The following is a 20,425-nucleotide window of genomic DNA, read 5'->3' on the forward strand; positions in this document are numbered from 1 at the left end:
GCCGACGCCGCCCGGTCCCGACCGGATCCCGGCGCGGACGTGCCGTTCACGGCCGGACGGGACCATGAGCGGCGTTCCCCCGGAAGTGTCCGGAGTACGCGCACCGCACGGGATGTGCCGTCGAGGCGACGGGTTCGTGCCCATGGGGATGGGCGGACCGCGTCGATTCCGTGCTGTGGCGGGCGCAGTCGAAACGGGGGATCGCGTTGTTTTCTCGGATGTTGATCGAACTCGAGAATCGTACCGACGGACGAGCCGGTGGTGCCGTCCGTGCGCAGGTCGCGGAGTGTGCCTTATCAGCGGTGACCATGGTGGAGCCCGGGGCGAGCGGGCCCGGAGAACCGGACCGTGAAGCCCCCGGAGCGCCTGTCCACTGTCGGCGCTGTGCCCTGCGCCGACAGATCGACGCTTTCATACAACGACGCCTCGGAGACCCGGACCTGACGCCGGCCACCATCGCCGAGGCGCATCACATTTCGGTCCGCTATCTCTACCAGATCTTCGACACCCACCAGATGACCGTGGCCGCGTGGATCCGGCACTGCCGCCTGGAACACTGCCACCGCGATCTGGCGGATCCGCGGCTGCGTTCACATTCGATCCGGGTCATCGCAAATCGGTGGGGCTTCTCGGACGCGGCACACTTCAGCCGGGCGTTCCGGGCCGCGTACGGGATCTCGCCGCGCGACCACCGCAATCGGGGCCTGCTGCACGGCTGATGCGCCCGATCGGACAGGGCGGTCGGAGGTCAGGTGCTGGACGCCGTCGCCTCGGGCGGGCGGCCCACGGCGAGCAGGTACAGTGCCTGGCTCCCCCCTGTGGCCGGAAGGCCGAGCACGCCGTTGACGGTGTCGTCGACGAAGCCGGTCACCCCGCAGGCCCGCAGCCGCCGCGCCGCTGCCACGAGCTGGAGGTTCTGGGCGATGTGCCCGGCCTCCATCAGCGCTATCCGGTAGCCCCGCTCGAGGTATTTGGCCTGGGTCCGTCCGAAGGCCCCGGCGAGCACCACGACCACGGCGGCGTCGTCGAGCACGTGACGGTGCGCCGAGTGAGCCGACAGCTGCTCGCCCGCGTCGGCCGGACGGCCGGTGGCGACGAGGCCGTGGGTGAGCGGGTCGTAGCGGTAGAGACCCCGGGGCACCCGCTCGACCCTGCGCACATAGGCGTACGCGTCGATGGGGTACAACGCCCCGCCGGAGGGCGTGGCCCGCAGCGGCACACGGCCCCCGTCGGTCGTGGCGCCCCATCCGGTGACGCCCGAGGAGTAGTGGAGCAGCGCGGACAGTTCGTCCGCCGCGAGGGGAGCGGGCCCGAACCTGCGCCGGGAACGGCGCCGGGCGATCGCCTCCTCCAGGGGAAGCGAGCGGACGTCCCGTACGTCGGGCAGGGGCAGTACGAGATTCGGCTCCGCGGACGGTCCACGGGCGGTGTCGGTCCCGGTCGACGCGTCGGCCGGGGTCCCGTACGCGCTGTTGATCGCGTCCCGCTCTCTGAAGTGCTCGCGCAGCTTGCTGTTCTCGTGCAGGATCCGCGAGAGCCGGGGCAGGGCCGCGGCCCCGTCGTCGGCGTGCGCCCTGCACCACCGGCAGTCGGGATCCCTGGGCGCGCGCCACGACTGCCTGACCAGGCGCCGGTCCTCCAGAGCGCGCAGGGTGAGCACCCTGCCCCACAGTGACCGGTCGGGGCTGCCCCACAGCCCGTTCCGCAGCGCTCGGGAGACTTCTTCCAGTGCGAAGGCGACCAGGCCGTCGGGCTTGACCGGGGGGTCTGTGGGTTCTGGCCCGTCCGCCGCCGGCACCGCGTCGAGCCGGAAGCCGTCGACGGCGGGCAACAGGTCCGGGGCAAAGCAGCCCAGACAGGGCGTCGAATCGGGCCTGACCCAGGGGCCGACGCGTACGGTCCAGGGATCCGTCACGAAGCAGGGCACCAGCAGGGAACCCGTCGCGAGCACAACCGAGTTGAGTGCTTCACGCAGCCGCACCGCCTGGGGCGCGCAGTCCGCGTCCAGGACTGCGACGACGCAGCCACGGCGGCCCGCCGCCGCGGGCTCGGCGAGGTGATCGGCCACGGCGTCGACCGTCCTCGCGACCGGGCTGCCGTTGCCCGCGAAGGGGCCGCTCCGCAGGGCCGCCGCGTCGGCGAGGCCCAGCGGATCGAAGCCGACGAGGGTGTACGCGGCGGTGGTCATACGGCCTCCCAGGCTGTGCGGTGGACTCGCCGGGTGTACGCGTCGAGGAAGTCGTCGCGATACCGCGCGAGGTCGTCGGTGGTGCAGTCGAGTACCGGCCGGGCGAGGTCGGTGGGCCGTGCGCTGAAGTCGTTGAGCCGAGCGAGCACCGGGAGCCACGCCCTACGAGGCGGGAAGTCGAGTACGGCGACGAGGTCGTCGAGCACGGCGAGGCAGCCTTCGTCCCGTACGGTCCGCAGCTCGGCGGTCCCGAGGCCTGCCACGATCTCGGCGAGGCGGGGGCCGAGAGTGGCCGAGAAGGCCGCGGGCCCCGTCGCCGGTTGGGTCACGCAGGCGACGAAGGTGCGGCGGCGCCACGGGAAGTCGAACAGTTTCAGGCTGTAGACCGGCCGCGGTCCCTCCCGCAGTCTGCGGAACAGCGGTGAGCGGTAGGCGGACAGCCCGGCGAGAAAGACGGAGGCAGGGCTGCAGTACTGGTCCAACGGGCCGCCGTCCATGAAGAGTTCGGGCTCCCTGCCGCCGAGCCGGCGACGCACGGCCGCCAGGGCGTCGGCGTACTCCTGTCGCTCGTCCGCCGCCCCGTCGACCCACCGCCCGCTCGCCGACCCGCGGCCACCGGCCGCCTCCGCGGCCTCGGTGACCAGGCCGTCCATCCACGGCGCCGGACTGCCGGGGTCGAGCAGCGCCCTCATCCGTCCCGAGACGAAGGGCTCTCGATCCAGCCGCAGCCGGGGCGTGGTCCGTCGCCACGCATCCCGGAACTGTTCGAGCCCGGCGGGGAGCCGTCCCGTGCTGCGCAGCGACGCCGGAAGGATCGCGTCCTCCGCGGCGAGCACGCGGAGTTCCTGCTCGAAGTCGGCCGACGTCGTGTCCCGCAGTTCGAGGAGGCGCGGGAGATCGAGTGCGCTGCGCCCGGTCCTGGAGACGAGGAAACGCACGGTGATGACGTCCTGGCGCAGATGGCCGGTCAGGGCGCTCAGACCCGCGAGTCGGCCGAGCTCCCGGCCGAGCAGGTGTTCGGCGAGGTGGGCGACGGGGAAGACGCGAAGCCAGTCGGGGTGCTGCGGGGTGTCGATGGTCAGGGTCGTGCGTTCAAGGTCGCCCAGCTCCGCGAGGTCCACCACGCTCACCCGTGCCCCGCTGTGGCGGGTGTCGCCGCCGTGTCCGCAGGGCGCGCCGCTTCCAGCAGGGCGAGGGCCGCCATCATGGTGCTGTGCCGGGCCTGGCGTTCGTCGATGCGCGGATGGCGCCAGTCGCCCTCCGGCCGCTGCAGGTGGTGCAGCGTTGCGAGGAGCCGGTGGAAGTCCTCGTCGCGCTCTCCGCACAGGGACAGGCACAGCGCCGTCTCGGCGCACAGGTCCGCCCATCCGAACCGCTCAAAGGTGCGGGCGTGTCGGCGGAGGAAGGCCAGGCTGTCGGCCAACGGCGCCGGATCCGCCTCGGGGCGGCGGAAGGTGCCGAAGGCGAACAGCACCAGATGGGTGTGGAAGTAGGCCTGCGTCAGCAGGCGTTCGGCTCCGGTGAGTCCGGTCGCCGCCTCCGTCGCGTCGCGGGGGGGACGCAGGGCGCGCGCCAGGGCGTGCTCGTCGAGCTCGCCCAGGTTGTGGGCCAGGCACAGAGCGTGCAGCGGCGCCAGACCGGTCACCGGTGGTGCGGGTGGGCCGAACGACATCAGGGTGCGCGCGACGAAGCGCTCCGCGGCGGGCTCTCCGGGGTGCCGGATCCGCAGCAGATGGGCGAGCATCGCGGCACCGAGGAGTTCCTCACCGCGGGCATACGGGTCCGCCGGGTGCCGATCGTGCAGGGCGGCCGCCGGATCCTGCCCCCGTGCCTGGTCCAGTAGCGCGTCGAGGGCGCTCTGCCACTGCGGTACGTCGTCCGGGCACTGCGCGAAGTGGCGTTCCAGGAGCATCGCGTAGAACCACGCCTCGTCAGCGAGCGGGAGCAGAGGGCGCCTGGCGGGAGCGGGGCGGGGGTCGTGCCGCAGCCGGTGCAGCGCCGCGGCGGCTGCGGTACGGGCGCGCTCGCCCCCGGCCGTCGTGGTCGCGGCCGCCTCGTGTGCGGACCTGGTCATGCCGTCGCCCCGCGGGGGCCGTCGAGTGGCGAGATGCGGACGATGCCGTTGACGAGCATGCGGTCCTCGGCATCGGTGGCCCCGATGACCCACTCGCCCGGCAACAGCTCGGGATTGTTCTCCAGCAGGAGGTCGGAGACGACCATGGGGTCGGTGGGCGTGGCCTCGAAGTGGCGTACGTGCTGGATGCCGAGGGTGTTGTAGCCGACCTTCACCAGGGTGCAGTCGGTCAGTTCCTCCAGGCCCAGGACGAGCCGCAGCACCCGGCGGCCCTGTTCGTCCACCGCCTCGCCCAGTTCGGCCTTGCCCAGAGACACGGGAGAGGTGAACTTGTCGGGAATCACGGGGACGTAGGGGCGTACGTCGCCGCGCCGGTTGTAGGTGAGCACCGAGGAGTGGAGCATGTAGCCCTCGTCGTCGTGCACGGCGACGTTCACGTAGCTCTTCGCGCCGTCCTTGAGCGCGACCAGGACCTCGCTGGTGCCGCTGGGCGTCTCCGGGTGGAGTACGAGCCCCGACTCCCGTACCTCGTCGAGGAGCGGGAAGGTGTACGTGTGCTTGAGGGCGAACGGCTCGGTGAGACCGTCCACGCGGGTCGTACACCGCAGTTCCACCACGCCCGGCGCGGCAAGCCGGCCCGAGTGGCTGCAGTGCACCCCGGCGGTGCGCGAGGCCAGGGTGGGGCTGATGACATAGCGCGCCATGGCCTCCTCCAGCGACCGGCCGGAGAACTCCTCCTTGCGCATCAGCCCCGCGACCAGGGAGGTGGTGGCATGCCTCATCGTGACTCCTTTCGATGCCCGGAGGATTCCGGTTGTGAGGGCCCGGTCGGCTCCGGTTGCACGGGGACCGCCCTCAGCCGCGTTCCGGCGCTGGGGCGCAGAATGATGTCGACGGCGACCTCGGGCAGCTCGCCGACGGGTTCGAGGCAGAAGCCCTGCAGCACTCGCGTGAGCACCACACCGGCGGTGACCTGGGCCAGTTGCCTGCCGGGGCAGGACCTGCGGCCGCCGCCGAAGGGGAAGTACGTGTACTTCGATTCGCCGCTCCCGCCCGCCTCGAGCCAGCGGTCGGGAAGGAAGGTGTCAGGCCGGCGGAACCAGCGGCCTGAGCGCTGGACGGCGTACGGGGAGGCGAGTAGCACCGCGCCTGCCGGGATCCGCACGCCGAGCAGCTCACAGGCCCGGCCGGTCGCTCGCATGATGGTCCACGCCGGCGGGTACAGCCGCAGCGCCTCCAGGAACACGGCCTGCAGAAGGGACATCTCGGCCAGGTCCGCGGTGCTCGGGGGGCGGTTCCCCACGGTCGTGTCGATCTCCGCCCGCACCCTCCGCGTCACGTCCGGAGCGCGGCTGAGCAGCAGCAGTGCCCAGGCCAAGGAGGTGGCCGTGGACTCGTGACCGGCGATGAGATGGGCGAGCACCTCGTCGCACACCTGCTCCGGGGTGAGTGGATCGGCGGCACGCTCAGGCCCGCCCGGCTCCGCGGCGCCGCTGACCGGCGACGCGGTGAGGAGGCCGATCAGATCGTCGCCGCCGCCCGGATGACGGGCCACCAGATCCACCACCGCGGCCCTGAGTTCACCAGCCGCACGGGAGAAGCGGCTCTCCACGGCGGCATCGGGTGGCGAGCCGGGAGGGGCGGACTCCAGCGTGTGGATGCTCTCCATCACGGTCCGCAGACGGTCTCCGAAGCCGTGCAGGTCGAAGCGTTCGTCGGTGCCGCACAAATGGCGCAGGGTCGCGGCGAGGGTGAGTGTCCGCATCTCCTCGTGGATGTCCAGGGCGTCCGTACCCGTCCAGTGGCGCAGGCTCTCATCGGCGGCCTCGGCGACGATCCGGGCGGCACGTCGTACGTACCGTGCCCCGGTGATCCGCACACTCCTGCGCCGCGAGCGGGCCCAGTCCGCTCCCTCGCTGGTCAGCACGTTCTCCCCGAGGACCTGCTTCCACAGGTCCATCTTCGGCTTGAAGAAGGTGGCGTCGCGGTCGGTTAGCACGGCCTCGATGGCCGTGGGGTCGTTCAGGACGAGGCAGGCGCCGGGACCGGTGTCCAGGCGGGCCAGTCCGTGCGCGCCCTCCTCGGCCGAGCGCCGCAGCAGGGCGAGAGGTGAGGTGCGCAGCTCGCGTAGGTGGTGGCCGGGCGGTGCGTCCTCGGGCGGTGCGGTGGCCGGCCCGGGGATGTGGACCGGGCACCGTCCTGCCTCCGGTCCCGCGCCGCTCAGCAGGGGAACGGTCTTCCAGTTCATCGGTGCACCTCGGGGCTCGGTCCGGGACGGGATCACGCTTGGGTGGGAAGCCGTGACTCAGGGAAGCGGATGCGGGTACGGGTGGGGGTCCGGCTCACTGCCGGTCAGCGCACCCACGGCCGCAGCGCGCGCGGGGTCTCCGTTTCGGAAGCGGTGAGCCCCTTCGAGGCTGTACAGGCCCGGCACGACGACCCGGGTGACGGCGCAGCCGTCGGCGCGCAAAGCCTCGGTGCTCATGTCGACCGCGTAGGCCCGGTGGCCGTGGTCACGGAGCGCGATCAGCGTCTCGTCGAGGGTCAGGGGCGTCTCGTCCGGGCGGTCCTCGACGACGACACTGTTGCCGCGTACGTTGAGGAACTGCGGGCGAGCTGTGAGACAGGCCCGCAACTGGTCGGGGAACAGGGAGTAGAAGGCCGCGCTGCGTTCGAAGGAACGCACCTCCGCGAAGTCGCCGCCGTAGGACCAGTCCGCCATCGTGGCGCACAGGTGGCGCACGTAGGGCACGCCTTGCAGGGCCTCGAGGAAGGCCTTGCGCAGGGCGGCGCCGAGGGTGCCTCGGGCGGCCGAGCCCGCAGCGAGGATCGGGCCCTTGGAGCCGCGCACCCGCACGATCACCATGCAGGCGGGCACGCCGAGGTCGGAGGTGATGTCGAAGGCGTCGACGGCGTAGCGGTCGTCGAGTCGCGCGGCCTGCGCCAGTTCACGGCAGAGCCCGGTCCCGGCGTCGATCCTGCGTACCGGCAGCTGCCAGTGCCAGGCGAGCACCAAGGCGTCGCGTTCGACGACCTCCCACAGTGCCGAGCGGGCGGCCATGCGTGGACCGAGTCCGAAGGCCAGGCCGGTGGTGACGCCCGGCAGGACTCGTTCCTCGGCTTTGGTCCTGAGGTAGGGGAAGCATACGGCGGGGCCGGGCAGCCAGACCTCCTCGCCGGTCAGCAGCTCCTGGCCCGGGTACCACCTGAGGTCGGTTTCGGTGGTCATCGGCCGGAAGGGGAAGTCGGGTTCGGCGTACTGCGCGGGGGAGTAGGGTGACCACTCCCTGGGGTGCACCGAGTCATCGGGATGATCGCTCCAGCGTCCTCTGCGGTACGGCGCCGTCCTGCTGTAGGTGATCGCGTAGTAGCGCTCCAGCCCTTCGGCCGCCGCCGCGATCCAGCTGTCGGCCGGCAGGAAGCCGGCGCCTCCGCACTTGGTGTACTGCCCGAAGCGCCCGAGAGCGTGGACCGCCGGCCCTGGGAGGCAGGTGTGGCTGTACACCGCCGGGTCGCCGTCGACGACCCTGACCCGGGGGACCGCGGAGAACACCTGCTCGCGGCGGATGATCCGGTCGAGCAGGGGGTGCGCCTCGGGCAGCGGTGAGGTGGTCGCGCCGCCCGAGGCGCCTTCCGCGCCCTGCGGAGCCTGCCGACGGGGGGCGCGTTGTCCGAGTCCGGGCGATGAGCTCCCCGTCATGAAGGACTCCTGTTCATGGGTGCGGTGGGTTCCGTGGCACTGCTCAGGACCTACGGGGCACCGCCGCGCAGAGGCGGCAGAACCCGCGGATCACGCCTCGTCGGAGGCGATGTCCAGGTCGTCCTCTTCCATCTCGAGGGAGCAGCAGGTGGATCCGATGATGAATCCGACCTCGATGTCGACTTCCTCGATCTCGGCGGTCATGTTCTCGGGCATTTCTCTCTCCATCCTCCGGTCCTCATGGACCGGTGATTTCGGCAGCCGGGCCCTTTGCCCGACCGGCCGTGATTTCCTCGAAAAGCGCCCGGTCGAGTTCACCGGACAGCATTTCCGAGATCGCCCTGTCCATCCGCTGAACCAGGTCCGCGGGCAGGAATTGCCCATGGTCGCTGTCCAGCCGGACGGCCGGGGCCCGCCAGTGGTCCGAGGCAAGGAGCCGGGCCTTGAGCCGCTCCAGGAAGACCGCGGACCATGACGGAGCTTGGATGCCGAACGAGAGCGAGACGGACGGCGCGTGCTGGTGGGCCTCGGTCCCGTGCCAGTGGCCGCGCGGCAGGAACAGGGCGTCCCCGGGCCGAAGGTCGACGGGGTCGCACTGCTCGGGCACCTCGGTGCCCGGGGTGCCGGGCCGGTAGTAGGAGGCCAGTTCCTTGGAGACGTAGCGGCTGCCCGCCGCGTAATTGGCGGTGGGGTGGCGCAGGCCCGTGTTGTCGGCGAGCCGCCAGCGCTTGACGCCGCTGACCTGGAAGACCACGACGTCCTTGGCGTCGAAGTGCAGTGGCAGCCCGCTGCCGACGGGCGAGACGAAGGCGGAGCAGCCGCAGAACGGGCGCGGGATCCCGAGACCCGCGGCGATCGCGTCGAGCCATGCGCCGGCCACGGGGGAGACCCGGTCGAACTCCTCGAGGTTGACCGACACCCCGTCGTCGAAGAACGCGGCGCCCTGGCTGCCGTCGACGACGATGTCCGCCCGGTAACGCTCCGGGGAACGCGTCAGGTGCAGCCGTACTCCGTACGGATGGCTCCGGACCAGGGTCCGTGCGTCGTCGAAAGGTGCGGAATCCTGAATTCCTTTCAGGGATTCCGGCGAGCCGGTGTCGGTGACCCGCTTGCCCGCCTGTACGGCCTTTCTCAGTTCCCGCGCCCCGATGTGGGGAAAGAGATTTCCGAGTACTTCGTCACTGCCCGGCTGCCGCGTCATGTCCACCGCCCCGTTTCGCTGCCCGCCTGTGTTTCTCGGCGTCTGTTGAGAAGATTGCCGCAGGGGGAATGGGAAGTCGTTGACGGCGCGTGCATAACAGTTGTCGATTTCTGCACGTCGACCCGAATGTGACGAGGAGCGCGGCTGCTCCCCGTTGTGGACGGATGACCTGCCGTCGAGTCAAGACGGCTCAGGCACGCCCGCAGGCATAGCCACACAAGCCCGTCAACCCATCTCCTGTACGAGCAGGGAGAGGAGGGCTTCGTGAACAACGACCAGATCAGCGTGCGCATAGTAGTGCTGTTGTTGGTGGGCGCGTTAACCGTTGTCGTCGCCCCCTATCACCCAGCGCTGGGAGCGGCGATCGGGGTCGGCGTCGTCGTGGTGCGGACCGTGCCTGGCTTCATCAAGGGCCCTTGACGTGCCAGGAGATGGCCGCGGCGTTCGGCATGGATGTGGTGCCGGCTCGGGTGGAGGCACTGCGGTCGAAGGCGAAGCGCCTGGTCGCGGGGGCTGGCTGGCCGAGCGGCAGCCGGGCCCGTTTTGCAGTGGTCGGATCGCTGACATCCCCGTTGCGGCTGTTCTGCCCATGTTCCTTGGCTGGAGGGAAGGAGGAAGGGACGGGCGGGATGGGCGGCGCGGCCGGGCCGGGGATCGGGGCGCGCTCAGCCGGTTGCGCGTCGGCCCGGGCCGACGCGCTCCGCCGCCGTCAAGCCCGGCGGCGACCCCGGGCAGGCACCGATGCACGGGGTTGGTCGGGCATGGTTTCGGCCACTGCATCTGATTGCCCGGCGGGTCCAGGACAGCTGCGGGTACGCCGCCGCCCCCTTGTCCGGGTGCGGCCGGACGCACGCGAGACGGACCAGGGCGCCCCGGAGGACGTCCCGTAACGGCCCTCGCCGTACGGCAAGTTTCGGCCTGATGTGGGGGAGTCCCGCCCACCTGCCGCTCGGTCGGGGCGAGTTCGTGTTGCCCGAATTGGGTCGCATTTCCCACACTTCTTGATCGAAATGGGACCGCCGGGTGGGACACCCCGCGGGAGACCCACCCGCACCTGTGCGACGACTGCAAGCAGCGTGCGATCACCGCCGAACGCCAAGCCGAGCACACCGAGCACCGGCACCAGGAGCATGACCAGGCCGTGCCCGAGCAGAAGGCCGGCGGCACCTGGATCTCGCGCTTCCGCGACTGATGCGACCGGACCTCGCTGTCGGTGGCGGCTGCAAGGCTGACCGGATGGACCGTGGTGATGAGCAACTGCTGCGCCGCTGGGTTTACGGCGCCGACTATGTCCACCCGAGCCTGCGGCTGGACGGCACTACGCCGAACTGGGACTGGGCGAGGTGTAGGGCAATCGCGGCCTGCGGCGGCAGATTGCTGTCTGGTGAGCGCGCGGTGTGGGATGTCGGGGTGGCTGGGGTCCGGTGGTGTGGAGGCGCAGGTTCCGCTGCTTCACCGGGCCCCAGCTGTGAGGCCCGGTTCCCGGGAAGGTGGTAGCTACACCGTTTGCCCGGAGAGATGTCCTGATCCGAGACATGCCTGTGGGCCCCGGATACATCCGGGGCCCACAAACGTGCTGCTGCTTGGCGGGTTACCAGCGATACCAGCGTCCCTTGCGGCCACCTGTGTCCGCGGAGCGCATGACGAAGCCGAGCAGCCAGACGACCAGCACGATGACGGCGATCCACCACAGTGCCTTCACCGCGAAGCCCGCGCCGAAGAGGATCAGGGCCAACAGAAGAACGAGTAGCAGGGGAACCATAGTTATCAACCTCCGTCGCTCCTCGTGCCCGGCGAATGCATGAACACACGGTCGATTTTCCTGGTTTCTCCACTGCTCTTGTGGGCACTGAACGCACTTCCTCCACGGCGTTCACCTCACCGCCCGGATGGTGGGGCACTGGCACGGTCGGCCCCGGGGCGTGTTCTTCCTGCCGTGTTACAGGGCTGCGCGGGGCGGTGCCGTAGTCATCCCCGGGTCGGCTGCGGCACCCCTCTTGGCTGCCTGTCCTCGCCTGTACGGCCCGTGAGGGTGTGAGGTGGACGCGGTGGCCACTCGGCTGGACAAGGGTCGGGTCTACAGCCCTTGGGGGCTCTTTGCCGCTGGGGGCGGCGAAGAGTCATTCCTCTTGTGCCGATCTTCACACCCCGGTGGGGGTGTGAAGATGTCAAGGTTGCGGGGCAGGCGTACAGGGATGCCTTGCCCTGTATGGAGACCAGTATGACGACATCCCGCGTGCCGCGGCCCGCGCCCGACGGGACACGTGCCGACGCCACGAACGCCCGTCTGGAGCAGGAGAACGCGCAGCTGCGGCAAGCCGTCAACTCGCACGCGACGGTGGACCAGGCCATCGGTGTTCTTACCGCGATCCACCGGCTTGCGCCGGCTGCCGGGTTCGAGGTGCTGCGTGAGGTGTCCCAGCGCACCAACATCAAGCTGCACACGGTGGCCGAGTCGGTGATCGCCTGGGCACTGGGGCAGCCGCTGCCGGAGCCGGTGGGGCGGGAGCTGGACGCGGCTGTGCACCGGCGGTCACGCCAGCATGAGACCTCGGACGGGGAAGCCGGCTAGAACGCCGCGGCCGGGCACGGCGCGGGTCACGCGGTCAGGGCCTGCTCGACGGTGGAGTGGCAGCCGATGGCCTGGTCCAGGCCGACGATCTGAAGGAGCCGCAGCACTGACTCCTGGGCGCCGGCCATACGCAGCCACCCCTGAGCGTCGCTCATGCTCTTGTGGGCGGCGACGAAGACGTTGATGCCGCTGGAGTCCATGAAGGTCACGCCGCTGAGGTCCACCACGGTCCGTGGCGTCGCGCCGTCAAAGGACAGCAGGGCCTCGCTGAGCACATCCTTGACATCGTGGTCGATCTCGCCGCGCACGGTGAGCACCCGGATGCCGTCGACGGCGCTGTGGTCGATCGACAGGCCGGACCGGGCCGCTCCGTGGGTGTCTGTCACCGTGTCCTCGGCTGCGCTCGCTGATGGGGGACTCAAGGCTCCGACGATAGTGCGCCGATAACCCGCCTCGATGCTACGGCGAACGCGTGTGCGGCCCGTTACACGGTCCTCACGGGACATGTGCGGCATAGTGCGGGGTACGCGCGGCGTGTGAACGGGGGAAGCAAGGGTGGACCCGGCGAGAGCAGTTCCCGATGGCGAGGGCGGCGTGATGTCTGACGCCGATCCGATACAGGACACCGTCGCTCTGGACGGTGACGGATCCTGCATTGCCGAGGCGCGTCACCGCGCGGTGGACTTCCTTGCCCGCGTCCAGGCTGAGTACGGCCTGCCCGTGTCCGCGCGTGCCATGGACCTGACGCAGCTGGTGGTCAGCGAGCTCGTCACCAATGCCCGCAAGTACGCGCCCGGACCGGTGCTGATGGAGCTGCGCATCGTCGGTGACCTGGTGGAAGTGGTCGTGTGGGACAGCGCTCCGGTCCTCCCGGTGGCCCGGGCCGCCGATGCGGGCAGGGTCGGCCAGCACGGACTGGAGATCGTCATGGCCGTCGCCCAGAGCTACGAGGTCCACCGGGAGCCGGTCGGCAAACGCATCACCGCCCGCATCGCCCTGCCCGACGACCCGGGCGGTGACATCACCGGACGCCGCCCCCAGTAGCAGCCTGGCGGGCCTGCTTTGCAGCGGCGGGCTACACGGGGGCGACCACGGCCTGCTGGCACTGGGGCGGTGACGGTCCCTGACGGCCTGCACTCGGTCGGGTGAAGACGCAGCAGCGGCGGAACTTACCCAGGGACGCCGGGCGTAGTGCCGTACATGGACCCGATCCACGAGACACACGTGAGCGAGCCGGGCCTGCTTGTCGTCGACGTCAAGGCCGCCGACGACGCCACCGCGCTCGCCTTTGTTGGACGAGGTCGATCTCTACCGGCTCTGCTGGTCCGACAGCATGCTGGTGACGAAGGACACCGTGCCCGCGAACCGGCCCTGACTTCCGCGTCATGCCCGAGCGGTGGCTGATCGAGAAGTACTTACGGCTTCGCACCCGCTTTCGACGCTGAACCGTCCAACGGCCAACACTCCATCGTCGTTCTTGCGATAGCAGAGGGAGACCTTCGTGGTCGTCACCTACTTCGTGGTCACCCTCCTCACCTCGGCCGTAAACTGCTTGCCGCCATAGCCAACCTCATCGGCCACGATTACCCCATGAGCCAGGCGGACAAGTTGCGCGTGCCCCGGTCCTGGATGCGTCTGCTGGGCGCACCGCTGGCGGCGGGCGCGCTGGGGCTGCTGGCCGGGTTTGCCGTTCCCTCATCTACAAGTAGGCAGGCATGAAGGTATTTCGTGGGTGCGCGATGGCCGCGGCCGTCCCCGTACTGCTTCTCGGCGGCCTGTTCGCTCTCGACAGCTGCGAAGCGGGCAAGGCGGGCGAACTGAGTTCGGCGCAGGTCGACGGGGTCTGGAAGGGCTCCGGCGGCGGCCGGGTCGAGTTCGACGACGATGGCAGGTTCGAGATGTCGGGCATTCCGCGTAATGCCATCGAGTTTGGCTTCACCGATCCCCCGCCCGGAAACGGGAGACTCTCCGGGCGGGGCGAGTGGAGCCTCGTCGGCGATGACGACCGCAGCAGCACCATCGAGCTGCGCTTCGACGCCGCAGGCTCCTTCTCGGAGGACTCCGAATACACGCTTCTCCAGGTCGAGGAGGCGGGCGACCACCCGACGCTGTACTTCGACACGGACGCGGACAAGTGGTACGGATACGAGGTGCGGCGCGAGACAACGTCCGAATAAGGCTTGGCCAGGTCGGTCGCAGTAGGCCGACCGGGGGATACCACCGCCCGCGACGCGAACGCCGGTCGGATACGCGCTGGAGGTGGGCATGCGGGCGGACCGGCTCGCGCGGGAGATCGCCGCGCGCTTCCCCTCGGAGAACTGAACCCGCCGCCTCGCCCCGGGCGGGGGAGAGGGGCGGCGGGGCGCGGCGGCGCCGTCTCCGGCAGGTGGGCGCGGGGTCCGGCTGTTACCCACTTTTGGGTGACGGCTCCGGCCCGGGCGAAGTGGCGTTCCGTGGCGATGAGGATGCGCCGCTCCTGGCCCGGCCGGTGCCCTTTACCGATGGCTCGTCATCGGGACGGGCGGACACGTACTCGGCATGCGGCGCCTCCTCCCGGTAATCCGCCGTCGATCCGAGTAGGGCACCCACGATCACAGGCCCACAGACGAGCTGTTGGCGCTCCTTGAAAACGGACAGCCCCGCTCTTCCTCCTCACTTGCTTGCGGGCACGACCAGAGGTGGGTCCGCCTGATAGTCAGCGGGTCTCGAGACTGGCGCGGCTTGGCTGAGGGTGACCGTCACTCGCCGGCCAGCGCCGCGCGTACGATCGCCGCGGCCGCTGTGCCCGCCGCGAGCACCGGAGCGGTGCTGCGCGCCGCACGGCCGAGCATGAAGGCCCCCTCGAGCAGTGCGATCACTGAGCTGGCCGTCTCACGCGCGGCCGGCTGTGGGATGCCGCCTGCCGCGTAGTAGGCGGCGAGGCCGTCGATCCAGCTGTCGAAGATCTCCGAAGTGGCGATCCGCAGCCGCTCGTTGGTGCTGGCCACCTCGAGTGCGACGGTGGCGATCGGGCAAGGGTCGGCGAAGTCGAGCTCGCTCAGGGTGTCGGCTGCGGCGGTGAAGAAGTCTCTGGTGGCGGCGGCTCTGTCCTCGTGCGGATCCAGGAGCTCGGCGACAAGGCCGAGATAGACGGCTCCTGAGGTGCGGATTACCTCCTCGCCCAGTTGCGCCTTGCCCCCTGGGAAGAAGTGGTAGATCGACCCGAACGGCGCGTCGGCGGCCTCGGCGATCTGCTTTATGCCCGTCCCGGTGTAGCCCCTGCGCCGGAACAGTTCGGTGCCGGCGGTGACGATGCGCTGCTTGGTGTCTCGTGGGGTGGTGTCCTTGCTGTCGCTCATGGGTGGAGCCTCCGGGTGGCGGCCGTTGTCGGTGTACATCTATTCTCTCACTAGAACGATCTATCAAGAACCGTGCGACCGAGCCGGAGGCAACGCCATGCCCGAGATCGAGCTGAGCGCAGGGACGATCGACTACGAGGACACGGGTGGCGACGGCCCCGTCGTGGTCCTGGTCCACGGCCTCGGCTTCGACGAGTCGGTCTGGAGCGAGGTCGTCTCCCATCTACGGCCCGACTTCCGTGTGCTGGTCCCCGTCCTGCCGCTCGGCAGCCACCGGCGTCCGATGCGGCCGGACGCCGACCTGTCCGCGCATGGCATCGCGGCGCTCCTGGCCGAGTTTATGGACTACCTGGACCTCCACGATGTCACCCTCGTCCAGAACGACACCGGAACGGCTCAACTCCTTATTGGCGTACGAGAGGATCGCATCGCCCGGCTCGTCCTCACCTCCTGCGAGGCGCTGGACAACTACCCACCGGGTATTCAGGGCAGAACGCTCCACCGAGCCAGCAGGATTCCCGGCGGCCTCTTCCTCCTCCTCCAGTCCTTCCGTTTCCCGCCCTTGGCGCGCATGCAGACGTCACTCGGCGGGATGGCGAAGAAGCGGCTTCCGAAAGAGCTGATCGCCCGCTGGTACGGTCCGCTGCTGGGCAGCCGCGACATCCGGCGCGACTTCGCCAAGTTCTGCCGCAGCGCGGACCCGGACTGCTATCTGAAGGCCGCTGCGAATCTGCCTTCCTTCACTCGCCCCGCACTGGTCGCCTGGGGCGCCGAGGACCGTATGATGCCGCTCGCCACGGGGCGCCGCCTCGCGGAGCTGCTGCCGAACGCGCGCTACGTGGAGATACCCGACGCCCGCACCCTCGTCCCCTTCGACAACCCAGCCGGCCTCACCGCAGAGCTCCGCCGCTTCGTCAAGGAACACCCGCTGCCGGGGGAGAGCTGAGCGGGCCGAGCCAAGTCAGATGCCATCCCGGGGCGGGGATCTGAGGCGAACAGGTCTGGGGAACACGGCGAGCGCGGGTGGGGATTTTCAAAGAGTCCCAACAGAGCTGCACCCATCGCACTTCGACCTGCGGCTGCCCCGAACCTCGGCCTGCCCGCTCCCGGACGGACAGAGGTCCCCCTGCGGCAAGGTGCCATCGCTCGATTCAGCGATGGCGCCACACCTGTTGTGCCGGATATCGTCAACGACACCGGCGCTGAGCTGCACAGAGTCATCGAACTCCGCCTCGCGCCACACCCCTTGCCCCAGAGAACTCCTGTCCGTCCGGGAGGACCACCGTGATCGGGGCGGCTCGGGCGGCGTGTCCGCCACAACTACGCCTCCTGCTCCCCGCCGTCCGAGGCCGCCATGAGGGCGTACCGGAGCTTGCTGCGGGCGTCCGGACGCTCGGGGTCGACGACCTCGTTCCAGAAGGCGTGCGTGAGGATCACGGCGGTGAGGTCGCGTTCCCGCTGCCGCAGCGCGGCGACCTCCCGCTGCTCCTGCTCCGACCAGCCCGGCGAGTCCGGATACGCGGGGGACGTGGCAAGTGAAGTTTCCCCGTGATGCTGGACACTCGATGCTTACGCTGCGAGGGCGTGTTCTTGCTCGTGTCGCTGCCTCCAGCGGTGTGGGGTGGCCCCAGACTGGGTGCCTCCGCAGCCGCTTGCGGTTGCAGAAGGTCTCGATGAAGGTGAGGATCTCAGCGCGGGCAGTGGTCCGGTCGGGCCAGCGGGGGGTGCCGGTCTCCGCTTTCAGCAGCGCGAAGAAGCTCTCGGCGGCGGCATTGTCGTAACACGAGCCGGTTCGCCCCATGCTCTGCCGCAGCCCCAACCGGCGTACTTCCCAGCGGAGTTCGTCAGCGGTGTACTCCGCTCCGCGGTCCGAGTGCACGATGCAGCCGGGCTGGAGGTCGCTGCGGCCGGCGGCCATCGCCAGTGCGTCGACCACCAGGGATGCGCGGTAGTGGTCGGCCATCGAGTAGCCGACGATCTCGCGGGCCGCCAGGTCCAGCCAGGTCGCCAGATACAGCCAGCCCTCGTCGGTGGGGATGCAGGTGATGCACCCGACCAGTTTCCGCCCCGGGGCGTCGGCCGTGAAGTCGCGGCCGATCAGGTCGTGAGCGGCCACCGCCTTCTTCGCCGGACGGGTCAGCGACCGGCGCTTGCGCCGGGTGACCCCGGCGATGTCGCGCTCACGCATGATCCGCTCGACGCGCTTGCGGTTGACCCGCCGGTCCAGCCTGCGCAGTTCGGCATGGACGCGCGGCACCCCGTAGGTGCACCGGGAGGCGATGTGCAAGACGGTGATCTCGTGGGCCAGGGCGTCGTCGGCGGCCCGGCGGGCGGCGCGGGCCTGCTCGCCGGCCATCCAGGCGTAGAAGGAGGAGCGGGCCACCTTCAGCAGCCGGCACAGCAGAGCGACCGGGTGGGCGGTCTTCTCCGCCTCGATGAACGCGTACACGTCGTTCATCGATCGCTCTCCTTCGCGAAGAAGACCGCCGCTTTTCGCAGCACCTCGATCGTCTCGGCCTGCTCACGGTTCTGCCGCCGCAGCCGACGCAGTTCCTCCCGCTCCGCGCTCGTGAGCTCGCCCGGCGCCCCCTGCCCGCGGTCGATCGTGTCCTGTTTGACCCAGTTCCGCAGGCCCTCGGCGCTGACCCCGATCTCCCGGGCCACCTCGGTGACGGTCCTGCCGGAGGAGCGGACCAGCGCGACCGCGTCGCGCTCGGACTCCTCCGAGTACCGCCTGCTGCGGTTGCTCTTGCTTCCCACCTGGCGCTACTTCCTCTGGAACCTCACGTCCCAGTCTCCAGGTGTCCAACATCAAGGGGAAGCTTCACGCCTTTTCTTCTCCCGCTTTCGTCTCACCATGGAGCCATCGAACCTCGTCGGCTTCCTGCCGGTTCAGGCGGGCGGAGCTTCATGGCCCGCGCGGGGCTTGGGTGCCGGTGGGCGGGACGGCTGAACGCCCTCGCCGATGGTGAGGACCCGCCCGGCGTAGTGACGGGTGGCCGGTGGCTGGTTCCTCGAGCCCGGCGGCCGGCCTGGGCCCGGGTGTTCCGCCGTGGACGGTGTTCGTCAAGCGGGTGCGAGAACTCGCGTCGGATCCGCAGTGGTTCCAGTACGAGGAGCTTGCTGCCGTCATCGACTACACGGACGGCACCAACGCCGCGTAGGGGTATGCGGTCTTGGGGAACCTCGGTACAGCCGTCGACGCCGAGAACAATCATGGACTCTAGCTGCGGGTCTCCGCGTTCCGGTGGGGCTGGGCCTGGAGGCGTTCGCGGAGGTCGATCTCCTCGGGGGTGAGCGGGTCCTCGGGCTGGCGGATGCGGATGGGCTGCAGGGGCAGGCCGTCGTCAACCGCCGCATCGGCACCCGTAGCAACGGCTGTCAGTGCCTGTTTCTGAACCCTGAATCGGCAGGTCAAAGGCCGTGGGTCCGAAATGGGGCTTTGCGCAAGCGTTCGGGGATCGGTCACAGCGACCGATCCCCGAACGGCAACTGTTGTGACTGGCGGGGCACGAGCTAAAGACGCTACGAACGCCGTGGCGCTGACCATCACCAGCGTCATGGAGAGGCCATCAAACGGCTGCGGCCTTGATCAATCTCAAGTTGCCGTACGGCAACTCGCCCCTGGAGCCACCTGGTGTCAGGCTACTGCGCCTGCCTCCCCCTCCGGGGGGGAGGCAGGCTAGGAGTCAGTGTCTACGTACAGCCCCCAGGCGCCGCGGCTGGAACTCCACCTGCAGTCCCACCAGCTATAGGCGGAGCCCTCTCCCTCGGCCTCGCACCGCGCGAGGGTGCGGTACCAGCCGACAACGACGGTGGCGGAAGGGGTGCTCGGTGCGTCTGCCGTCGTGTTGCTGTCGACGGGCGTGGGAGCGGCCTGCGCGGGAGCGGCCAAGCCCCCCAGCGCTAACGCGGACCCCAGGGCCGCGCCGGCGAGGACATTGCGCATACGCATAACTGATCCTTCTCTCTCGACCGATGAACTCTCGGATGTGCACTGGCTGGTGCCGGACATGCGGCACAGCTCGTGAACGAACGCCGGCGTTCGAGTGACAACAAACGAAGCCGTCGTTGCCGAGGATTTCTGCACAGTCATCGGGGTGACAAGGAGAAGATCCGTTCGCAACCGTTCGGAACTGCGCTCAGGGCGTTCGGAATGCGCCCGAACAAGGCTTGTTTACCGGTGCCCAGTGATGATCTGTGGGGTCATGCTGAGGCCATGAGCCAGAAGGGGGACAGCCTTTCCGAGCCGCTGCAGGATCCACCACAACCCTCGCAGGCCAAAACTCCTGCCGAGTTCACTGCGGCACTGCGCACGCTGCGCGTCTGGTCCGGTCTGACGTACCGCCAACTCGAGGGCAAGGCCACCGCGCGCGCCGACACGCTCCCGGCGAGCACCATCGCGACCACTCTCGGGCGTGTCACCCTGCCCCGAGAGCGGTTTGTCGACGCCTTCACTCGGGCCTGCGGCCTCAGCGACGAAGAAGTGCAGAAGTGGCTCGAGGCCCGCCGCCGCGTCGCCACTACCGAGTCCGCAGCACCCGGCGACGATCCTGATGACAAGCCCGACAGACCACTCACCGATGTGCCGGTCCCCGTGCCCATCCCGCGGTGGCGCCGGGCTGTCGGTCTTCTCGGCGCTGTCGGTATCGGCGTCGCGGGCACGCTCGGCGCCGGCAGCCTGTTCTCCAACGAGCCCACGCACACGTCCATGCCTGAAATGCCCGTGAGCGGACTGCGCATGCTGGCAGTGGGCAGCTGGGCGCACATTCATCCAGCTCGTACACCCGAGCTGTGCCTCACTGAAGGCAGGGACCGAACCGGCCGATACCAAACCGCGGTCGCCGCACAACGAACCTGTGAGAAGGTCATCCAGCCGCGCGTGTTCCTCGAACCGCTGGGCAAAAACATCGTCCAGATCCAGTGGCATCACCCGAAATACGGCATCGGCTGCCTCACCGTCCTGGCGGAAGGGCCGGGGCGGAACCTCCTTGAGCCTCGCGACGACTGTGCCGACGACAACCAGGCCCAACAATTCCGCCTCGAACGCTACGGTCTGCCTGACACCGCCCACTTCCGCATCCGTCCGGTCGTCACAGGTCAATGCTTGAGCCTGCGTGATCAAGACACCGGAGAAGGAGCGGAGATCGTCCAAGGCCGCTGCTCCGGTGCCGCCGACCAGGACTTCCTGATCAAACTGATTCCGCCTCCGTAAGTGCCACGGCGTTCGTAGCGTCTTTCGCCCGTGCCCCACCAGTCACCACGGTTGCCGTTCGGGGATCGGTCGCTGTGACCGATCCCCGAACGCTTGCGCAAAGCCCCATTTCGGACCCACGGCCTTTGACCTGCCGA

At 69.6% G+C, this 20,425-nt stretch carries 23 protein-coding genes; 10 read left to right on the top strand and 13 right to left on the bottom strand.

What is annotated here, in order from left to right:
- Positions 1 to 308 precede the first annotated feature (308 nt).
- Positions 309 to 719 (top strand): helix-turn-helix domain-containing protein, encoded by a 411-nt coding sequence (locus ACIOC0_RS06340; protein WP_402153256.1) that lies wholly within the window; start codon positions 309 to 311, stop codon positions 717 to 719.
- Positions 720 to 748: 29 nt separating this feature from the next.
- Here ACIOC0_RS06340 and ACIOC0_RS06345 read toward each other — a convergent pair whose 3' ends face one another.
- From ACIOC0_RS06345 to ACIOC0_RS06380, 8 genes are all read right to left on the bottom strand, one after another.
- Positions 749 to 2,188, bottom strand: a complete 1,440-nt coding sequence (locus ACIOC0_RS06345; protein ID WP_402152940.1) for a SagB family peptide dehydrogenase — start codon at positions 2,186 to 2,188, stop codon at positions 749 to 751.
- Positions 2,185 to 3,318, bottom strand: a complete 1,134-nt coding sequence (locus ACIOC0_RS06350; protein ID WP_402152942.1) for a hypothetical protein — start codon at positions 3,316 to 3,318, stop codon at positions 2,185 to 2,187. Before ACIOC0_RS06350 ends, ACIOC0_RS06345 begins: the two co-directional genes overlap by 4 nt.
- On the bottom strand, positions 3,315 to 4,262 hold the full coding sequence (locus tag ACIOC0_RS06355; RefSeq protein WP_402152944.1) for a hypothetical protein: 948 nt from the start codon (positions 4,260 to 4,262) through the stop codon (positions 3,315 to 3,317). Before ACIOC0_RS06355 ends, ACIOC0_RS06350 begins: the two co-directional genes overlap by 4 nt.
- A complete protein-coding gene (locus tag ACIOC0_RS06360; protein WP_402152946.1) occupies positions 4,259 to 5,044 on the bottom strand; it encodes a DUF5944 family protein in 786 nt (261 codons plus the stop codon). The genes ACIOC0_RS06355 and ACIOC0_RS06360 overlap by 4 nt, the downstream gene beginning before the upstream one ends.
- On the bottom strand, positions 5,041 to 6,510 hold the full coding sequence (locus ACIOC0_RS06365; protein WP_402152948.1) for a cytochrome P450: 1,470 nt from the start codon (positions 6,508 to 6,510) through the stop codon (positions 5,041 to 5,043). The genes ACIOC0_RS06360 and ACIOC0_RS06365 overlap by 4 nt, the downstream gene beginning before the upstream one ends.
- Before the next feature lie 57 nt (positions 6,511 to 6,567).
- Complete coding sequence (locus ACIOC0_RS06370; RefSeq protein WP_402152950.1) at positions 6,568 to 7,962, bottom strand: YcaO-like family protein; 1,395 nt, start codon at positions 7,960 to 7,962, stop codon at positions 6,568 to 6,570.
- Positions 7,963 to 8,052: 90 nt separating this feature from the next.
- Positions 8,053 to 8,178, bottom strand: a complete 126-nt coding sequence (locus ACIOC0_RS06375) for a YM-216391 family RiPP peptide (RefSeq protein WP_402152952.1) — start codon at positions 8,176 to 8,178, stop codon at positions 8,053 to 8,055.
- A 22-nt stretch (positions 8,179 to 8,200) separates the two neighbouring features.
- Positions 8,201 to 9,163 carry a JmjC domain-containing protein gene (locus tag ACIOC0_RS06380; RefSeq protein WP_402152954.1) on the bottom strand — a complete coding sequence of 321 codons (963 nt, stop codon included), beginning with the start codon at positions 9,161 to 9,163 and terminating at the stop codon, positions 8,201 to 8,203.
- Between the two features lie 264 nt (positions 9,164 to 9,427).
- On the opposite strand from ACIOC0_RS06380, the gene ACIOC0_RS06385 reads away from it, so the two are divergent.
- Positions 9,428 to 9,583, top strand: a complete 156-nt coding sequence (locus tag ACIOC0_RS06385) for a hypothetical protein (RefSeq protein WP_402152955.1) — start codon at positions 9,428 to 9,430, stop codon at positions 9,581 to 9,583.
- Between the two features lie 1,171 nt (positions 9,584 to 10,754).
- On the opposite strand, the gene ACIOC0_RS06390 is transcribed toward ACIOC0_RS06385, so the two are convergent.
- Positions 10,755 to 10,925 carry a DUF5670 family protein gene (locus ACIOC0_RS06390; RefSeq protein WP_279542766.1) on the bottom strand — a complete coding sequence of 57 codons (171 nt, stop codon included), beginning with the start codon at positions 10,923 to 10,925 and terminating at the stop codon, positions 10,755 to 10,757.
- Positions 10,926 to 11,384: 459 nt separating this feature from the next.
- Here ACIOC0_RS06390 and ACIOC0_RS06395 point away from each other — a divergent pair, with 459 nt between their 5' ends.
- Complete coding sequence (locus tag ACIOC0_RS06395) at positions 11,385 to 11,735, top strand: ANTAR domain-containing protein (protein ID WP_402152957.1); 351 nt, start codon at positions 11,385 to 11,387, stop codon at positions 11,733 to 11,735.
- Between the two features lie 26 nt (positions 11,736 to 11,761).
- Here ACIOC0_RS06395 and ACIOC0_RS06400 read toward each other — a convergent pair whose 3' ends face one another.
- Complete coding sequence (locus tag ACIOC0_RS06400; protein WP_402152959.1) at positions 11,762 to 12,157, bottom strand: STAS domain-containing protein; 396 nt, start codon at positions 12,155 to 12,157, stop codon at positions 11,762 to 11,764.
- A 175-nt stretch (positions 12,158 to 12,332) separates the two neighbouring features.
- Here ACIOC0_RS06400 and ACIOC0_RS06405 point away from each other — a divergent pair, with 175 nt between their 5' ends.
- The 4 genes from ACIOC0_RS06405 (at position 12,333) to ACIOC0_RS06420 (ending at position 13,912) form a co-directional block, all read left to right on the top strand.
- Complete coding sequence (locus ACIOC0_RS06405; protein ID WP_402152961.1) at positions 12,333 to 12,779, top strand: ATP-binding protein; 447 nt, start codon at positions 12,333 to 12,335, stop codon at positions 12,777 to 12,779.
- Positions 12,780 to 12,935: 156 nt separating this feature from the next.
- Complete coding sequence (locus ACIOC0_RS06410; protein ID WP_402152963.1) at positions 12,936 to 13,139, top strand: DUF6207 family protein; 204 nt, start codon at positions 12,936 to 12,938, stop codon at positions 13,137 to 13,139.
- Between the two features lie 186 nt (positions 13,140 to 13,325).
- The gene (locus tag ACIOC0_RS06415; protein ID WP_402152965.1) at positions 13,326 to 13,454 is read left to right on the top strand and encodes a hypothetical protein; all 129 of its coding nucleotides are present in this window, start codon (positions 13,326 to 13,328) and stop codon (positions 13,452 to 13,454) included.
- Positions 13,455 to 13,474: 20 nt separating this feature from the next.
- Complete coding sequence (locus ACIOC0_RS06420) at positions 13,475 to 13,912, top strand: hypothetical protein (protein WP_402152967.1); 438 nt, start codon at positions 13,475 to 13,477, stop codon at positions 13,910 to 13,912.
- Positions 13,913 to 14,473: 561 nt separating this feature from the next.
- On the opposite strand, the gene ACIOC0_RS06425 is transcribed toward ACIOC0_RS06420, so the two are convergent.
- Positions 14,474 to 15,073 carry a TetR/AcrR family transcriptional regulator gene (locus ACIOC0_RS06425; protein ID WP_402152969.1) on the bottom strand — a complete coding sequence of 200 codons (600 nt, stop codon included), beginning with the start codon at positions 15,071 to 15,073 and terminating at the stop codon, positions 14,474 to 14,476.
- A 97-nt stretch (positions 15,074 to 15,170) separates the two neighbouring features.
- Between ACIOC0_RS06425 and ACIOC0_RS06430 the strand changes: the two genes are divergently transcribed.
- Positions 15,171 to 16,019 (top strand): alpha/beta fold hydrolase, encoded by an 849-nt coding sequence (locus tag ACIOC0_RS06430; protein ID WP_402152971.1) that lies wholly within the window; start codon positions 15,171 to 15,173, stop codon positions 16,017 to 16,019.
- Positions 16,020 to 16,106: 87 nt separating this feature from the next.
- Here ACIOC0_RS06430 and ACIOC0_RS06435 read toward each other — a convergent pair whose 3' ends face one another.
- Positions 16,107 to 17,531, bottom strand: a complete 1,425-nt coding sequence (locus tag ACIOC0_RS06435; protein WP_402152973.1) for an IS3 family transposase — start codon at positions 17,529 to 17,531, stop codon at positions 16,107 to 16,109.
- Positions 17,528 to 17,833 (bottom strand): transposase, encoded by a 306-nt coding sequence (locus ACIOC0_RS06440; RefSeq protein ID WP_402152975.1) that lies wholly within the window; start codon positions 17,831 to 17,833, stop codon positions 17,528 to 17,530. Before ACIOC0_RS06440 ends, ACIOC0_RS06435 begins: the two co-directional genes overlap by 4 nt.
- Positions 17,834 to 18,075: 242 nt before the next feature.
- Between ACIOC0_RS06440 and ACIOC0_RS06445 the strand changes: the two genes are divergently transcribed.
- Positions 18,076 to 18,237 carry a hypothetical protein gene (locus ACIOC0_RS06445; protein WP_402152977.1) on the top strand — a complete coding sequence of 54 codons (162 nt, stop codon included), beginning with the start codon at positions 18,076 to 18,078 and terminating at the stop codon, positions 18,235 to 18,237.
- A gap of 1,055 nt (positions 18,238 to 19,292) precedes the next feature.
- Positions 19,293 to 20,288: a helix-turn-helix domain-containing protein gene (locus tag ACIOC0_RS06450; RefSeq protein ID WP_402152979.1), complete on the top strand. Its 996-nt coding sequence runs from the start codon at positions 19,293 to 19,295 to the stop codon at positions 20,286 to 20,288.
- Positions 20,289 to 20,425 lie beyond the last annotated feature (137 nt).

The sequence above is a fragment of the Streptomyces sp. NPDC088254 genome, from assembly GCF_044740925.1.
In the GTDB taxonomy this organism is placed as follows: Bacteria; Actinomycetota; Actinomycetes; order Streptomycetales; family Streptomycetaceae; genus Streptomyces.

Bases quoted from the DNA above. Each gene is read 5' to 3' on its own strand.
- ACIOC0_RS06340 (WP_402153256.1), top strand. From the start codon at position 309: ATGGTGGAGCCCGGGGCGAGCGGGCCCGGAGAACCGGACCGTGAAGCC.
- ACIOC0_RS06345 (WP_402152940.1), bottom strand. From the start codon at position 2,188: ATGACCACCGCCGCGTACACCCTCGTCGGCTTCGATCCGCTGGGCCTC.
- ACIOC0_RS06355 (WP_402152944.1), bottom strand. From the start codon at position 4,262: ATGACCAGGTCCGCACACGAGGCGGCCGCGACCACGACGGCCGGGGGC.
- ACIOC0_RS06360 (WP_402152946.1), bottom strand. From the start codon at position 5,044: ATGAGGCATGCCACCACCTCCCTGGTCGCGGGGCTGATGCGCAAGGAG.
- ACIOC0_RS06365 (WP_402152948.1), bottom strand. From the start codon at position 6,510: ATGAACTGGAAGACCGTTCCCCTGCTGAGCGGCGCGGGACCGGAGGCA.
- ACIOC0_RS06370 (WP_402152950.1), bottom strand. From the start codon at position 7,962: ATGACGGGGAGCTCATCGCCCGGACTCGGACAACGCGCCCCCCGTCGG.
- ACIOC0_RS06375 (WP_402152952.1), bottom strand. From the start codon at position 8,178: ATGCCCGAGAACATGACCGCCGAGATCGAGGAAGTCGACATCGAGGTC.
- ACIOC0_RS06380 (WP_402152954.1), bottom strand. From the start codon at position 9,163: ATGACGCGGCAGCCGGGCAGTGACGAAGTACTCGGAAATCTCTTTCCC.
- ACIOC0_RS06390 (WP_279542766.1), bottom strand. From the start codon at position 10,925: ATGGTTCCCCTGCTACTCGTTCTTCTGTTGGCCCTGATCCTCTTCGGC.
- ACIOC0_RS06395 (WP_402152957.1), top strand. From the start codon at position 11,385: ATGACGACATCCCGCGTGCCGCGGCCCGCGCCCGACGGGACACGTGCC.
- ACIOC0_RS06405 (WP_402152961.1), top strand. From the start codon at position 12,333: ATGTCTGACGCCGATCCGATACAGGACACCGTCGCTCTGGACGGTGAC.
- ACIOC0_RS06410 (WP_402152963.1), top strand. From the start codon at position 12,936: ATGGACCCGATCCACGAGACACACGTGAGCGAGCCGGGCCTGCTTGTC.
- ACIOC0_RS06415 (WP_402152965.1), top strand. From the start codon at position 13,326: ATGAGCCAGGCGGACAAGTTGCGCGTGCCCCGGTCCTGGATGCGTCTG.
- ACIOC0_RS06420 (WP_402152967.1), top strand. From the start codon at position 13,475: ATGGCCGCGGCCGTCCCCGTACTGCTTCTCGGCGGCCTGTTCGCTCTC.
- ACIOC0_RS06425 (WP_402152969.1), bottom strand. From the start codon at position 15,073: ATGAGCGACAGCAAGGACACCACCCCACGAGACACCAAGCAGCGCATC.
- ACIOC0_RS06430 (WP_402152971.1), top strand. From the start codon at position 15,171: ATGCCCGAGATCGAGCTGAGCGCAGGGACGATCGACTACGAGGACACG.
- ACIOC0_RS06435 (WP_402152973.1), bottom strand. From the start codon at position 17,531: ATGAACGACGTGTACGCGTTCATCGAGGCGGAGAAGACCGCCCACCCG.
- ACIOC0_RS06450 (WP_402152979.1), top strand. From the start codon at position 19,293: ATGAGCCAGAAGGGGGACAGCCTTTCCGAGCCGCTGCAGGATCCACCA.